Below are 14300 nucleotides of genomic sequence, written 5' to 3' on the forward strand. Positions count from 1 at the left end.
ACAATTTATTCCACGCCAATACAGCGTGCTGTCTTTCAAATCACTAGGAGAAATTTATGTCACGTTTGAACACCCCTACCACAATCGACGCCGCGCCTACTGCTACCCATACCTCACTCAAGGCTGTGGAAAAACAACTGGGCCGCGTTCCTAACATGTTCCGCGTCGTTGCCAACAGCCCTGCTGCGCTGACTGGCTACCTGCAATTGAGCGCAGCATCAGCACAGGGCGGCTTGGGTACAGCGACTCTTGAGCGTATTGCCCTAGCCGTCGCTGAGATCAACGGCTGCGATTATTGCCTTGCTGCCCATTCCTTCCTAGGCCGTAAGGTGGCCAAGCTTGATGATGCTGAACTCACTGCCAACCGCAGCGGTGCATCAAATGACCCTAAGGCCGACGCAGCCGTGCGTTTTGCTGCCGCCGTAGTCCGCCAGCGCGGGCAAGTCAGCAATGACCAGGTCCAAGCGGTGCTGAACGCTGGCTACAGTGATGCACATGTAGTGGATATTCTGTTGGCTGTTGCCCTGAACACTTTCACTAACTACGTTAACGAAGTGACACAGACCGAGGTCGACTTCCCGGCCGTTCAACCACTAGGCATTGATGTCTAATCCATTGGTGCTCAACTACAGCAATTACCTAAGTTAGGTTCGACTCGAGTAAACATATAGTTTTTCTCAAGAGTCATATCATTTTAGTGGGCTACATAGAGTGAGTCCACATGGCTAAAAATAATTGGAGATATAAGATGACTATTCCCGAAATTGAAAATGGTGTCCAGACTACCAATACCCTTAGTAATAATCTCGGTGCAAAAATCACTAAGTTTGGTATAGGTGGCATCTACGTTGCCATGACGATAATATATTTGTGGTTTGGTGGCATGAAATTCACTAGCTACGAAGCAAACGGTATACATGGTTTTGTTAGTAATAGCCCTCTGCTTTCGTGGATGTATAGCTTCCTCAGCATTCAAGGATTCTCAAATTTTCTGGGTGTGCTTGAAATTTCAGTTGGCCTGTTAATCGCTGCACGAGTTTTCTCCCCTAAGCTCGCAATCTTGGGCGGTGTACTTTCAACCGGACTCTTTTTTACGACATTGTCGTTCATGCTGACTACACCCGGTGTTTTTGAGGCATCTCTTGGGTTTCCTGCGATCTCTGTGGTTCCTGGCCAGTTTTTGCTAAAAGATTTAGGCTTGTTTGTCGTGTCTATATTTATCGTAGGTACATCACTTACAGCACTGGAGCACAAAACCAAATAAGCCGAACCCGAAACAACTATTAAGTTAGAGGGTTCCTAAACACATTAGAAACCCTTTATTTTTATCATTTAAAACACCTTTTATAAGTGCTTCAAGTACGTGCCTTACTAAATAATATCACTTCATTGGTCTTAAAAAGGCAAAATACAGTATTCAAAAACTGTAGTGGTCAACTATTTTTGGCCACATCGATATAGTCTGAAAAACGGTGCGTTCTTGAAACCCGAAATGAATAATGCACTCATTTTTTACTTTATGGCAATGCGTTGATATCTCGAAATTTTCGAGAGTCTCAGTTCCGTGATTGTCAGAAATGTCCGCTTTCAGTGAAAAGCGCCGATTTTGTCGAATCTCAGTGAATTTCAGCTTTTGGCACAAAGCCGAGATCCGACGAAGTGGTACTTTCCGTGAAAGTTGTGGTGCGATTAATTTGCAACACGTGGTAAGGAGCGGTTGCAATGTGGTGGTAAATTAAGTGCAATTAATCAAGAAGGTGAATCAATGAGTGAACAACTGAACTGTCAAAGCCGCATGGATGCGGCGACAACTCTGTACTTGCCGCAAATAACTATCCCCGTCCTGCTAAACCAATGACGTAACTCCTATCTCTCCCGACTTGTTGGAACAAGTCGCACTCACAAGGTGCAATTAAACACTGAACAAAAATTCATGGATGAATGGTTACCGCCGAAGGACTCGGCGCAAATAAAAAACGTACATACCATTATACACAGTATGTACGTTTGAAATTAAAGCCGCTGACGTTATATGTAAAGCCCTGTCACTCACTCACACGCGAATAGACACTGTTTTTACTATATACTCCAACAAGGGGGATTTTTATTTTATCTTAGTGTTAATTAAACACGTTCGATAATCGTCGCGATACCTTGACCTAAACCAATACACATGGTCGCAAGACCGATTTGTGTATCTTGTTGTTCCATTACGTTCAACAACGTGGTTGTAATACGTGCACCAGAACAACCCAATGGGTGACCCAATGCAATCGCGCCACCATTCAAGTTAATGATGTCTTGCTTGTCATAAACGCCTAGACCTTTCATGGCTGATAAGCCTTGAGCAGCAAATGCTTCGTTTAACTCGATGGTTTGGATATCCGCCATGCTTAAGCCAGCACGTTTAAGCGCTTTTTGAGTTGCAGGTACAGGACCATAACCCATGATTGCAGCGTCACAGCCTGCAACCGCCATAGAGCGAATCACAGCACGTGGTTTTAAACCAAGTGATTGAGCGCGTTCAGCAGACATCAACAACATTGCAGAAGCACCGTCAGACAGCGCAGAAGACGTTGCCGCAGTGACTGTACCGCCTTTCGGGTCAAATACAGGACGTAAACCTTTGAATGCTTCAAGGTTTGCATCTGGACGAATCACTTCATCGATGTCGCATAGGATTTTGAAGCCATTGGCATCATGACCTTCAACACCTATGACTTCGTTTTTGAAACGACCTTCTTGCGTTGCAGCCCAAGCGCGGCGGTGAGATTCAACACCGAACGCATCTTGTTCTTCACGCGTAATGCCGTTCATACGACCTAACATTTCAGCCGTTAAGCCCATCATGTTCGATGCTTTTGCATAGTGTTTAGATGCTTCAGGGTTAAGGTCGATGCCGTGCATCATACCTACGTGACCCATATGCTCTACACCACCGATGATGAAGATGTCACCTTGGTTGGTCGCAATCTGTGCAGCAGCTGTGTGGATTGCTTGCATTGAAGAACCACAGAGACGGTTTACTGTTTGACCGCCAGCAGTTTTTGGAATGTCAGCCAATAAACCAATATTACGAGCAATGTTCATACCTTGCTCTAAAGTTTGGTTTACACAGCCCCAAATGATGTCTTCAACTTCATTGGTATCAAACTGGTTACGAGCAACAAGTGCACGTACTAATTCAGCAGATAAACTGTCGGCACGAACATTGCGGAACATACCGTTACGTGATTTGCCCATGGCAGAACGAACGCCATCAACAATCACAACGTCACGTGGATTTAAAGTAGCCATTCACGTCGCTCCTTAACCGTAGAATTTTTTGTTGTTAGCAGCCATGTCACGCAACATTTGTGGCGCTTCATAAGCCTTACCTAAGTGTGCGTATTTGTCGCAAAGTGCAACGTATTCAGCAACACCAGTTTGGTCGATGTAACGGCATGGACCACCACGGAATGGAGGGAAACCTACACCCATAATCATCGCCATGTCTGCTTCAGAAGCAGTCGCTACGATGTTGTCTTCTAGGCAACGAACAGTTTCGTTACAGAAAGCAAGCATCATACGGTCAATGATTTCTTGAGCATCAAACTCGCGTTTTTCTGCAGTTGCCACAGTAGCAACAAGCTCATACGCAGTTGGATCAACCACTTTGGCTTTTTTGCCTTTACGGTCAAGTTCGTATTTGTAGAAACCAACGTCGTTCTTTTGACCCAAACGTTTGTTTTCGTACATGATTTCGATTGAACCTTTGAAGTCTGGCTTCATACGGTCAGGGAAACCTTCAGCCATCACTTCTGCACCGTGAACGCCCGTGTCGATACCAACAACGTCGATTAGGTAAGCAGGACCCATAGGCCAGCCGAATTTTTCCATCACTTTGTCGACTTGTTGGAAGTCAGCACCGTCTTTCAATAGAAGGTCAAATGCACCGAAGTAAGGGAACAAGACGCGGTTTACAAGGAAACCTGGGCAGTCGTTCACAACGATTGGTGTTTTACCCATTTTCTGAGCAAGAACAACCGTGGTCGCAATCGCTTCAGCCGAAGTCTTCTCACCACGGATCACTTCTACCAATGGCATCATGTGTACTGGGTTAAAGAAGTGCATACCCACGAAGTTTTCAGGACGTTGTAGGTTTTCAGCCAAACGTGTGATTGAAATTGTTGAAGTATTTGAAGCAATGATCGTGTTGTCACGAACATTCTTCTCAGTTTCAGCAAGTACAATGCCTTTTACTTTTGGATTTTCAGTTACTGCTTCAATCACGATGTCCACTTCTTTAAACTCGTCATAGCTTAAAGTAGGGCGGATGCGCGCAAGAGTTTCACCCATTTGAGCAGGTTTCATCTTCTTACGTTCAACTTGTTTGGTGAGTAAGCCATTGGCTTCTTTCATACCCAAAGCAAGTTGCGGATTACCAATGTCTTTCATGATGATTGGTGTGCCTTTGCTTGCCGCTTGGTAAGCAATACCACCACCCATGATACCCGCGCCCAATACAGCCGCTTGGTTTACAGGGTGTGCACCTTTTTCATATTTCTTCGAAGTTTTCTTCACCACTTGGTCATTGATGAATAGACCAATTAACGCATTTGCTTGTGGTGTAATGGCTGCTTTTGCAAAACCAGCCGCTTCAGCTTGAAGTGCTTCATTACGTGGAAGGCTTGCACCTGCTTGTAATGAGTCAAGAAGAAGTTTAGGCGCAGGGTATTGAGCAGGATTTGCTTTTGCAAGGACCGCACCTTTCGCCGAGTTGAACGCCATCATTTGTTCGATTGGGTTCAATTTAACAGGGTCAAGTTTTTCCTGACGTTTTGCTTTCCAGTCTACACGGCCAGCAAGGGCTTGTTTAACCAAGTCAATCGCAGCGTCTTGTAGTTTGTCTGCAGCAACAACCGCATCAACCGCACCGTCTTTCAGTGCCGCAGCAGGTTTTTTAGGATTAGCCATGGCCATCCATTCAACTGCATTGTCGATACCAATTAGACGGCTTAAACGAACCGTACCACCGAAACCAGGGAAGATGCCCAGTTTGATTTCAGGAAGACCGACTTGAGCCGCTTCTGACATCACACGATAGTCACACACGAGGCACATTTCAAAGCCGCCGCCCAATGCCATACCATTGATCGCTGCAACTTTAGGAATCTCTAAATCTTCAAACGCGTTGAAAATGTCGTGAACAGGCAATGCCCAATCCACAATCGCTTGTTCGCCTTGAGCGAAGTTTGCACCAAATTCAGTAATATCTGCGCCAACGATAAATGTAGATTTAGCCGAAGTAACGATTAAGCCTTTGATGTCACCGTTTGCTTTAACAGCGTCAATTGCAGCTTTGAAATCTTCAATCGTTGCACGGTTAAATTTGTTGACCGACTCACCTTGTAAGTCAAAGCGGAATTCTGCAATTCCGTCCGAAAGCATTTGGACGGTAATGGCATTGCCAGCGTGGATCATGCCTGATCTCCTTTATTTTGGAGGACTTCTAAGTTGATGTTGTGAAGCGAGTACGTCATTCCTACGTACATCTATGCTCCGCCAATCTTACGATAACTATATCGAAAAAGAACATAACAAGTTGTATCAAGCCGTGACGCAAGGGTCATCTATTTTTATTCAATTATTTCGTGTGCTTGCGTGATGTATTTTTGAATGATGTGGTCTAAATAGAGTGAAGTTTTTGTTTCGTTTAAGATTTTTTATGGATGAGTGATTAAAAAATGAGGTGGTGTTTTAAAAAGTATGCTGACATTAAATGAAGCCATTATTGATGTAAAAGAAGGTTAAGTCGAAGGCTTTAAAATGGTTTTCAAGCTTTTTGGAGAAATTGCAACTTCTTCTAAAACCACGCCTTATTCGATGCCTTATTTTGCAATTATTACCTTCAATTCCTACAGTAAACAACTTACCAATACTTTGCTTGCAGTTTTTAAAAGCAGTGATGAAACTGTCCCAATGATCACTTGCAATTCGGGTGTAGTGAATACCTAATTGTTTAAGCTTTGTCTTCAACCTTTGGACTGTAGCTAAATCTCTCTTACCCCAAACATAAGCAACAATCTCACCTGTTTCTCGATGGTAGGCGTAAATAAGCCATTGTTTATTATTTTTATTTCCAACAAAAGTCCAGAATTCATCTACTTCGAGAGATTCATAATGACTTTGTTTAGGCTGAATTTGATAGGCCGATTCAGTTAAAGTCCGTAAGACTTTACCGATACTAATGCGCTCAACTTCAGCGATATCTCGTATACCGCTGCCTCTGACCATTAACTGTAATATTTTACGAGTAATGCCAGAATTACATCCTAGATAGCTCAGAGCATGGTCACCAATAAACTGACGTTTGCAGTCTTTGCATTGGTAGTTTTGTTTCCCATCTACTTTGATGCCATTTTTCTTTATACTGTCACTGAGGCAGGTTGGACATTTGATTTCTAGAGTTATTTGCATTTCTCTATTTTATCAAAATTCAACCTGCTTTTTTTTAGCATACTTTTTGATACACCACCGAATTTTGAACTCACTACCATAAGATAGATTTAATGCCTGACGCATCGCCTGATAATGTAAAGTTAAAATTCGCGTTGCACTGGTATCAGGTGAAACAGCTCGAACTAAATCAATCACAATGAGTGAAACCAATACGCCCAGAACCATTGCAAATGAACTATCTAAGTAAGAAACAGCATCCATGCTGTATTTATTGTGCAGATTCAATCCCATCATGGTGTTAATCCCAAGTACCATTCCTACAGGCATTAACATTTGATTGGCCATCATGGTGACAGCCACTAAAAACACAGGAAATAGCACCAAAGCCAATTGCCAAAAATGGGTCACATGCGGAAAAATACCAAATGCATATAAGAATACTAAGCCTGCGGATACAATACTGCCCCAAATAAAAATCCGTAGCACAGGTACTGGGTTATCCAATGCTGTTAAGATACACGCCGTGATAGCCCCCATTTGCGCCATCATAAAACCCGCCTTCCAACCAGACAGAATCCAAGCTGCAGTGACAATAAAAGTAATCAGTACAGCACTAATTCCACCTCGTATCGCAATACCATGATCACGATGTAAACTTGGATATTTCGTCGTAATGGCTGTAATTTCTATTGGAATTTCTTTATTACCTTGCTGAATCTGTTGCCAGAGTAGCTTTACTGCCAAGATATTGGCCATAAAATGACGAATGTCCATCTTTAATGCAGCCAATACAACTTTCTGTTCAGACGTTGCTTTAGAAATCAGCTCAGCGAAATCCTCTTCAAATCCAATCGGCAAAGTCTGTAAATCAGCAGGTACTAAACTTTTCTCTTGTTTTAAAAATGTCACAGTATGCTGACGAAGCATATCCAAATGCGAAACAAGATTAACCAAGTGCAAATGTTCGAGTTGTTTCACACGTTGAGACAATGCAACCAAATTCGCAACCACCAATGACACTTGATGTAGCATTTCCTGTAAAGGCTTGGTCATGCCTTTCAACTCACCTTTCTCATAAGCCAAATGTACAGCTAAAGCATGAATATCAGAGGCATCACGAGTAATCACAGATAAAACTTGCGTGTAATTTTCAGGTGTTTCTTGAACTGCAATCAATTTTTCAAAAGTTGCTTCTAGATCGTTTAAGGTTTTATTGACACGTTGCTTGATCATTGCGCCAACATGAACTGGAAAAAAAGTTGCCGAAACAACGGCAGAAGAAACCACCCCAACTGAGATTTCAAGTACACGTGCAACAGCGATATCAAAAATATTGTAGGTATCGATATAGGTAATTGCATTATAAACAATCATGGCAGTTGAATATCCTGCCAACATAAATACGTAGCTACGCGGCGTGCGGTCTAGTAATGACACATATAAAGCAAAGCCCACCCAGAGAGATAAAATAACCGTAAATAGCCACGGCGTATTAATAAAATGTGGGGTCAATAACAGTGCTATGACTGCCCCTGCAACAGTTCCAATCAAACGATATACACATTTCGAAGACACCATTCCTGAATAAGGATTGGCAATAATCATGACCGTTCCAATCGACCACATCGGATTAATCAAATCTAATTCAAAAGAAATAAACAGTGCCAGCATGCCTGTTACAAAGGTTTTACAAGCAAAAATAAGATCAAGTCGGCTTGGTCTGAAAGCTAACAGCTGTTTAAGTAACATGAATATGTCTCAATTCTAAGTCAGCCTGATCTAATGACACATAACAATGTGGCACGAAGTTAGACCAATTTGGAGTATCAAATCAGTTGACAAGAAAAAGCTGATTATGGGGAGCAAGGCATAGTGTCGAGAGCAAATGGAGATAATTTAACGAATTTCATTATCCAATGAAGACACTACATCTATAATTTTTTCAAAACAAAGCAAATTAGTCAACATAAATTATCACTATTTGATAATTTTTCATTTTAATTTAAAATATTTTCAATAAAAACCATATTTTTTCTCAATTCAAGCCTTAATTGGTCGAGCAAAAATATTCCGAGCTAAAAGTCCATACACGATCTCAGGCTTTTCTGTTATAAAGCAATAAAAGTTCGATTTTCACGTTATTTTTAAGGAGTAGACAACGCATCATGGCAATTTCGAGTTTTGGTAAAATTCTCACCGTGCTGGATTTATTTTCAGTTTCACGTCCGATTATCAATGTCGATATCATTTGTGATGAGCTTGGTCTCTCAAAACCCACAGCCTATCGTTATCTTAAAGAACTTGTTTCAACAGATATTTTAAAACGCATTAGTGGTACATCAGGAGACTACACTTTAGGCTCTAAAATTGCCGTTCTTGATTATATTTCTCATAGTACCGATCCATTGGTTCAGATCAGTATTCCTTTTATGCGTGATATTGTGGAACGTACCGAACTGTGCTGCCTGCTGACCTACCTGAACCATGATTATTGTATTGATCTACATCATGAAACATTTAAAGAAGCAGAACTCATCTCGTACGGAAGAGGTTGTCCACGCCCTGTTTATGTAGGTGCTTCACCCAAAATTGTGATTGCCCATTTAACCAAGCAACATATTCAAGCTTATTATCATCAGTTTACTCAGGAACTTGCTCAGGTCGGCTTTGCCCATAGCCTCGACGAATTCATGCAGCAAATGCGGAAAATTAAAAAACAAGGCTTTTATTTATCGCAGGGTGAGATTGATCCAATGGTATGTGGTCTTTCCGTCCCGATTCGCTTTTCTACTAAAGAAGCACCGATTGCACTCACGCTAGTAGCATCAAAAAATCGTTTTGATTTCTTGAATATTCAAAAACTGATCGAGATCTTGCAAAATAATGCAGCGCAAATTGAACATAAATTTGCAACACTTTCCGAAAATCAGTCAAACTAAATTGAGAATTTTAAAAAATATTTACATTTTTATCCGTTGTAAATAGCAATATATTCTCATATTATGATTATGTTCTTCAGCATACCCTCCTAAAAAGAGTATGACTTTCCTCAGAGAACTAAGCCCATCTTTGTTATGGGCTTTTTTCTTGACCAGTTCTTATCGAAAGGCATAAAAAAGCCTTTCAAAAGAAAGGCTTTCATTTATATGGCTATACAAAAAATCGTTAGGGCTGCTTCAAATAAGGCCAAGCAGCTTTCATATAAATAAACATCGACCACAACGTCAAAATCACTGCCGCATAAAGCAAAGCGTAGGCCCACATTTCCAGTGGTTTCCAGTTCAACAGGAACACACTAATCGCAATCATTTGAAATGCTGTTTTGTACTTTCCTACTGTAGAAACTGCAACGCTCGTACGCGCACCTAATTCAGCCATCCATTCACGCAATGCCGAAACGGTAATTTCACGCGAAATAATCACAATTGCAGCAAAAGCCATTGAGATCGTCGGTTGCCATTGCACCAATACAATCAATGCGGCTGCAACCATAAGCTTATCGGCGACTGGATCAAGGAAACGCCCGAAAGCAGAAGTCTGATTCAAAGTCCGAGCTAAATAACCATCGAACCAATCTGTCACTGCTGCAAGAACAAAGATTGCAGTCAATATCAGATGTCGCATCATTCCCCCATGATGCTCAGCAATCCCAATGGCAGGCGGCCAATAGGCAATTGCCAGAAACACGGGAATAAGGGCAATACGCGCCAAAGTTAAAATATTAGGAATGTTCAGGATTCGCCCTGTGCTCATAAACACCGCCATGTTGTTCGCATCAAATATGCATGTCGCACAAAGGATGTGCCGAGATTGTATCCATGTGTAAGCAACTTTATACGAAATGCACGGCAGTGTCGACTAGGCAAAAACGGCAACTGTTTGTCGAAGTATCGCAATCAGTCGATTTTCATCATCCCAAAGATAGGCATACTCGGTTGAATAACCATGTTCAGCATATTCAGTCACTACTTTGTATTTGAACCAATCCTGTACTTGATGAGCAATCGGCTGCAAATAGGTAATCTGCCAAGTTAATGAGCTTGCAGGTGCAGGGGTTTTAAACATTGGTAACACACCCGGTGGCCACACATCCATCAATCCAAATAGATCGGCCAATTTCATTTCGCGATTTGGATGCAACTGAGGCATAAAACGACACCATCCGCCAAAGTCAGGTACTTTGCTACCAGATATTGGATAATTACCTTCAGCCCAACATAGTTCAAACTGTTGCAAACATTGTGGCATTAAGCCTTCAATATAAGCCGTTTTTTCCAACTGCGCAGGCAATGGATAATCAGGAATTTGCGGTAGATTTTGCACATGAATCCGAGATTCACGCTGCGAACCAAAACTTGCTATTAAAATACTTTGTACAGTATCTGCTTGCCATAACCGCACTTCTAAGGTTGTAACCGATTTACCTTCTCGCAACACCTCCGCCGTGAGTTTAGCCTGCCCTTCTTGCACAGGACCAACAAAGGTCACATTACAACTCAATAATTGCTTTGTTGTATCATGAACCACGCTCTGCGCCTTTTGGATTAATAATCCTGCAACTAAACCGCCAAATACGGTGCGACCTTGTAACCATCCTGAGGGAATATCAATCCACTCTTGATGTTCAACCTGTTGATACAGCGGAAGCAGTGACATTATCTTTCCTTAATCGTCAAACCATCTTATCTTTAAATGTTTTTCTCTGTTTGTGAATGATCATTGACGCATCAATCATTGAGAGATTGAGCCAATCGGTCAAGTTATTCATGCAAAATTTTATAAATCGTTCTCGCCATGACTTCACCCAAACCGGGTACAAGCATCAACTCTTTTTCTGACGCTTTTAAAACACCTTGTATACCACCAAAATGAGTGAGTAGATCACGACGGCGTTTTGGCCCTAGCCCTGGAATAGCCTCTAAAACTGAACTACTACGGCGTTTATCACGCTTAGCCCGATGTTTGGTAATGGCGAAACGATGCGCTTCATCTCGCACTTGTTGGATGAGGTGTAAAGCTTTATGGTCTTCGGGTAATTGAATCTTAGTGCCATCAGTAAAATGCAGCGTTTCTAATCCCGGTTTACGCCCCTCACCTTTAGAAACACCAATCATAAAAGCATCAAGCGCTAATTCTTGCATGACCTCCATCGCCATATGCAACTGCCCTTTACCACCATCAATCAAGAGTAGATCAGGTAACATATTTTTTTTATAACGGCGTATCAACGCTTGGCGCATCGCCGCATAATCATCACCGCCCGTAATATCCTGAATCGCAAACTGACGATAATCTCGCTTTCTTGCACCGCCCTGATCAAAGACTACACAAGAAGCAATCGGTGCTTCACCCATGGTATGACTGATATCAAAACATTCAATCCGATCAATCGGACGCCCAACCACTTGTTCAAGTTGATGAAAACGCTCGTTTAATTCCAAGTGATTACTCAGTTTGCCTTTAATCGCATGTTGCACATTCATTTGCGCCAGTTCTAGCCATTCAGCCCGAGTTTCTCGCACTTTATGCTTGATTTGAACTTTCTTATTGAAGCTTTGCTGTAATGCTTCTTCTAATTGTTTTTGATCGGGAATATCTACATTTACAATCAATTCTGATGGCACTTCATCCGCCACTTGGAAATAGAAATTCGCCATAAAATCATTCAGCATTTGCGCCAAATCATCTCCCAACATATCTGGAAAATAACTTTTTCCACCAAGCATACGTCCATTACGAACATGCATGATTTGTACACAAGTCACACCGGCTTGGTAAGCAATCGCCAAAATATCGGCTTCGCCTTTGATCTTAAATACTGCTTGTTGTGCTTGAACCTCGCGCAATAAAGCGAGGCGATCACGATAAAATACGGCTTTTTCAAACTCAAGAGCTTCGGCAGCTTGTTCCATTTTTCCAATCAGCTCTTGATTGAGTTCTTTGGTATCACCTTGTAAAAAACGAATTGAATTGTCCACATCTTCCTTATAGTCCTGAGGGCTAATCAGACCGACACAAGGCGCTGTACAACGTTTAATTTGATACTGCAAACAAGGGCGTTTACGTTGTGAAAAATAACTGTTTTCACATTGGCGGACATTAAATAATTTTTGTAATACAAGCAGCGTATCTCTAGCACTATAGGCACTGGGATAAGGCCCAAAAAACTTGCCGACCTGATGCTTGCCCTTGCCACGCCCACTGGCAATGCGGGGATAGGGCTTGTCTGCCGAGACAAATATATACACATACGACTTATCATCGCGCAGCATAATGTTGTATGGCGGACGATGTAATTTAATCAGATTTTGTTCAAGTAATAATGCTTCAGTTTCAGAACGAACAACCAAACTTTCGATGTCATAAATTCGCGCAACTAAAGCCTGTGTCTTAGGATGGTCAATCGTTTTAACAAAATAGCTGGATACACGATTCTTTAAGTTTTTGGCTTTCCCAACATACAGTAACTCTCCATCTTTGCCGAGCATTTTATAAACACCAGGCAATTGAGTCATATGAGTCAGGATTTTTTCAATATGTTCACGCGCGTTTGGATTCACAGCAGACTTTCATCATCAGTAATGCTTTCGATGATGTAGTCTGCATAAATCAATTTCAAGTCAATTGAGCCAAAATGCATCAATTCAATAACTCAAATAACACCTATCATTTAAAAACTCGACTCAATACTTGATCAGCGCTCTTAAATGCAGACTCATGAAAGAAATCACAGGCTAGTTCATTTACATGTGACAGATTTTGGGTTGGATAAGATTCAATATAATCTTGAGTACTCAACTGAACTTGTTTTTGCCAACATTAATAAATAAACAAATAAATAACTAAATCATCGTTATAAAAAAACGCCCTTTCGGGCGTTGATCTCATTCAGACTTTAAATACATAAGGTCGAATAAAAATTAAGAAAAATAGCCCTAACATGATGAACCATTTCAGGAAATAGTAAAGCTGACGATTTTTAGCCTTTAACGCTTTGGCCTTGATACGAATTTGATAAACATAACCAAAGACTTTATTTAAGCCACCTGTTTGATCGCCTGCCTCATTAGGTGAACTGGCTGCGGTCATGACACTTTTTCCAAACCAGTGGTTAAACTTTTCCATAAAACGGGTTTTTAATGGGCGTTCTACATCAGCGAAAAAGATAATACGATTCTGGTTAGTCGTGTTTTCCGCATAATGGATATAGGTTTCATCAAACACCACACTTTCACCATCACGCCACGAATATCGCTGACCATCAACATCAATAAAACAGCGATCATCATTTGGTGTAATCAAACCTAAATGGTAACGCAATGAACCCGCATAAGGATCACGATGGCGAACTAAACGGCTATCTGGTGCTAACTCAGTAAACATCGCAGCTTTAATTGTTGGAAGCGTTTTTAATAATGCGGTTGTTTTTGGGCAAAGTTCAGCAGCAGATGGATGTGCCGAGTCGTACCATTTCAAATAGAAACGTTTCCAACCTGTTTTAAAGAAGGAATTGAAACCGAGGTCATCATAACTACTTGAAGCTTTAATCCCACCTTTGTCATATAAAGCTTTGGCTTCGTCTCGAATCATTTCCCAATTTTCATCTAAAACTTTTAAATCTTTAAAATACTGCGTATCAATATAAGGTTGATTCGGTACTTTAGAAAACATGTACATTAAGAAATTAATCGGTGCGAGCACAGTAGAATGGTCAAAAAATTGACGATAAAACGAGTGCTTAACTTTACCACGACGCTGAATATACAACGCTGAAATGATAAAGATCGCTAATATGATCCATTTAATCATTGATATCGGCACTTAAAAATTAATCGCCAAATTTTAACACCATCCCTCAC

Annotated in this window: 10 protein-coding genes and 1 pseudogene; 3 read left to right on the forward strand and 8 right to left on the reverse strand. The window is 41.4% G+C overall.

The window, feature by feature from the left end:
- The first annotated feature begins 56 nt into the window (after positions 1-56).
- Entirely contained in the window at positions 57-611 is a 555-nt protein-coding gene (locus CDG55_RS13525) for a carboxymuconolactone decarboxylase family protein (RefSeq protein WP_000088799.1), read from the forward strand.
- A 137-nt stretch (positions 612-748) separates the two neighbouring features.
- Positions 749-1264: a YkgB family protein gene (locus CDG55_RS13530; protein WP_005006241.1), complete on the forward strand. Its 516-nt coding sequence runs from the start codon at positions 749-751 to the stop codon at positions 1262-1264.
- 860 nt (positions 1265-2124) lie between these two features.
- Here the strand turns inward: CDG55_RS13530 and fadA are convergent.
- From fadA to CDG55_RS13550, 4 genes and pseudogenes are all read right to left on the reverse strand, one after another.
- On the reverse strand, positions 2125-3297 hold the full coding sequence (gene fadA / locus CDG55_RS13535) for an acetyl-CoA C-acyltransferase FadA (protein WP_111313928.1): 1173 nt from the start codon (positions 3295-3297) through the stop codon (positions 2125-2127).
- 12 nt (positions 3298-3309) lie between these two features.
- On the reverse strand, positions 3310-5463 hold the full coding sequence (gene fadB, locus CDG55_RS13540; protein WP_004978714.1) for a fatty acid oxidation complex subunit alpha FadB: 2154 nt from the start codon (positions 5461-5463) through the stop codon (positions 3310-3312).
- Between the two features lie 294 nt (positions 5464-5757).
- Positions 5758-6459 (reverse strand): IS1 family transposase, encoded by a 702-nt coding sequence (locus CDG55_RS13545; protein ID WP_005005861.1) that lies wholly within the window; start codon positions 6457-6459, stop codon positions 5758-5760.
- Positions 6460-6519: 60 nt separating this feature from the next.
- Positions 6520-8190, reverse strand: a pseudogene (locus tag CDG55_RS13550) (FUSC family protein); the annotation flags it as partial.
- A gap of 416 nt (positions 8191-8606) precedes the next feature.
- Between CDG55_RS13550 and CDG55_RS13555 the strand changes: the two are divergent.
- Complete coding sequence (locus tag CDG55_RS13555) at positions 8607-9380, forward strand: IclR family transcriptional regulator (protein ID WP_087537490.1); 774 nt, start codon at positions 8607-8609, stop codon at positions 9378-9380.
- Between the two features lie 226 nt (positions 9381-9606).
- Here the strand turns inward: CDG55_RS13555 and pgsA are convergent, their stop codons facing one another.
- The 4 genes from pgsA to lpxO form a co-directional block, all read right to left on the reverse strand.
- Positions 9607-10194 carry a CDP-diacylglycerol--glycerol-3-phosphate 3-phosphatidyltransferase gene (gene pgsA / locus CDG55_RS13560; RefSeq protein WP_004674390.1) on the reverse strand — a complete coding sequence of 196 codons (588 nt, stop codon included), beginning with the start codon at positions 10192-10194 and terminating at the stop codon, positions 9607-9609.
- A gap of 105 nt (positions 10195-10299) precedes the next feature.
- Complete coding sequence (locus CDG55_RS13565) at positions 10300-11097, reverse strand: thioesterase family protein (RefSeq protein ID WP_087537489.1); 798 nt, start codon at positions 11095-11097, stop codon at positions 10300-10302.
- 104 nt (positions 11098-11201) lie between these two features.
- Positions 11202-13001 carry an excinuclease ABC subunit UvrC gene (uvrC, locus tag CDG55_RS13570; protein WP_005162980.1) on the reverse strand — a complete coding sequence of 600 codons (1800 nt, stop codon included), beginning with the start codon at positions 12999-13001 and terminating at the stop codon, positions 11202-11204.
- 328 nt (positions 13002-13329) lie between these two features.
- Positions 13330-14250 carry a lipid A hydroxylase LpxO gene (gene lpxO / locus CDG55_RS13575; RefSeq protein WP_087537488.1) on the reverse strand — a complete coding sequence of 307 codons (921 nt, stop codon included), beginning with the start codon at positions 14248-14250 and terminating at the stop codon, positions 13330-13332.
- Positions 14251-14300 lie beyond the last annotated feature (50 nt).

This window comes from Acinetobacter sp. WCHA45 (assembly GCF_002165255.2).
Classification (GTDB): Bacteria; Pseudomonadota; Gammaproteobacteria; order Pseudomonadales; family Moraxellaceae; genus Acinetobacter.

Coding starts and splice junctions, on each gene's coding strand:
- CDG55_RS13525 (WP_000088799.1), top strand. CDS start 57: ATGTCACGTTTGAACACCCCTACCACAATCGACGCCGCGCCTACTGCT.
- CDG55_RS13530 (WP_005006241.1), top strand. CDS start 749: ATGACTATTCCCGAAATTGAAAATGGTGTCCAGACTACCAATACCCTT.
- fadA (WP_111313928.1), bottom strand. CDS start 3,297: ATGGCTACTTTAAATCCACGTGACGTTGTGATTGTTGATGGCGTTCGT.
- fadB (WP_004978714.1), bottom strand. CDS start 5,463: ATGATCCACGCTGGCAATGCCATTACCGTCCAAATGCTTTCGGACGGA.
- CDG55_RS13545 (WP_005005861.1), bottom strand. CDS start 6,459: ATGCAAATAACTCTAGAAATCAAATGTCCAACCTGCCTCAGTGACAGT.
- CDG55_RS13555 (WP_087537490.1), top strand. CDS start 8,607: ATGGCAATTTCGAGTTTTGGTAAAATTCTCACCGTGCTGGATTTATTT.
- pgsA (WP_004674390.1), bottom strand. CDS start 10,194: ATGAGCACAGGGCGAATCCTGAACATTCCTAATATTTTAACTTTGGCG.
- CDG55_RS13565 (WP_087537489.1), bottom strand. CDS start 11,097: ATGTCACTGCTTCCGCTGTATCAACAGGTTGAACATCAAGAGTGGATT.
- lpxO (WP_087537488.1), bottom strand. CDS start 14,250: ATGATTAAATGGATCATATTAGCGATCTTTATCATTTCAGCGTTGTAT.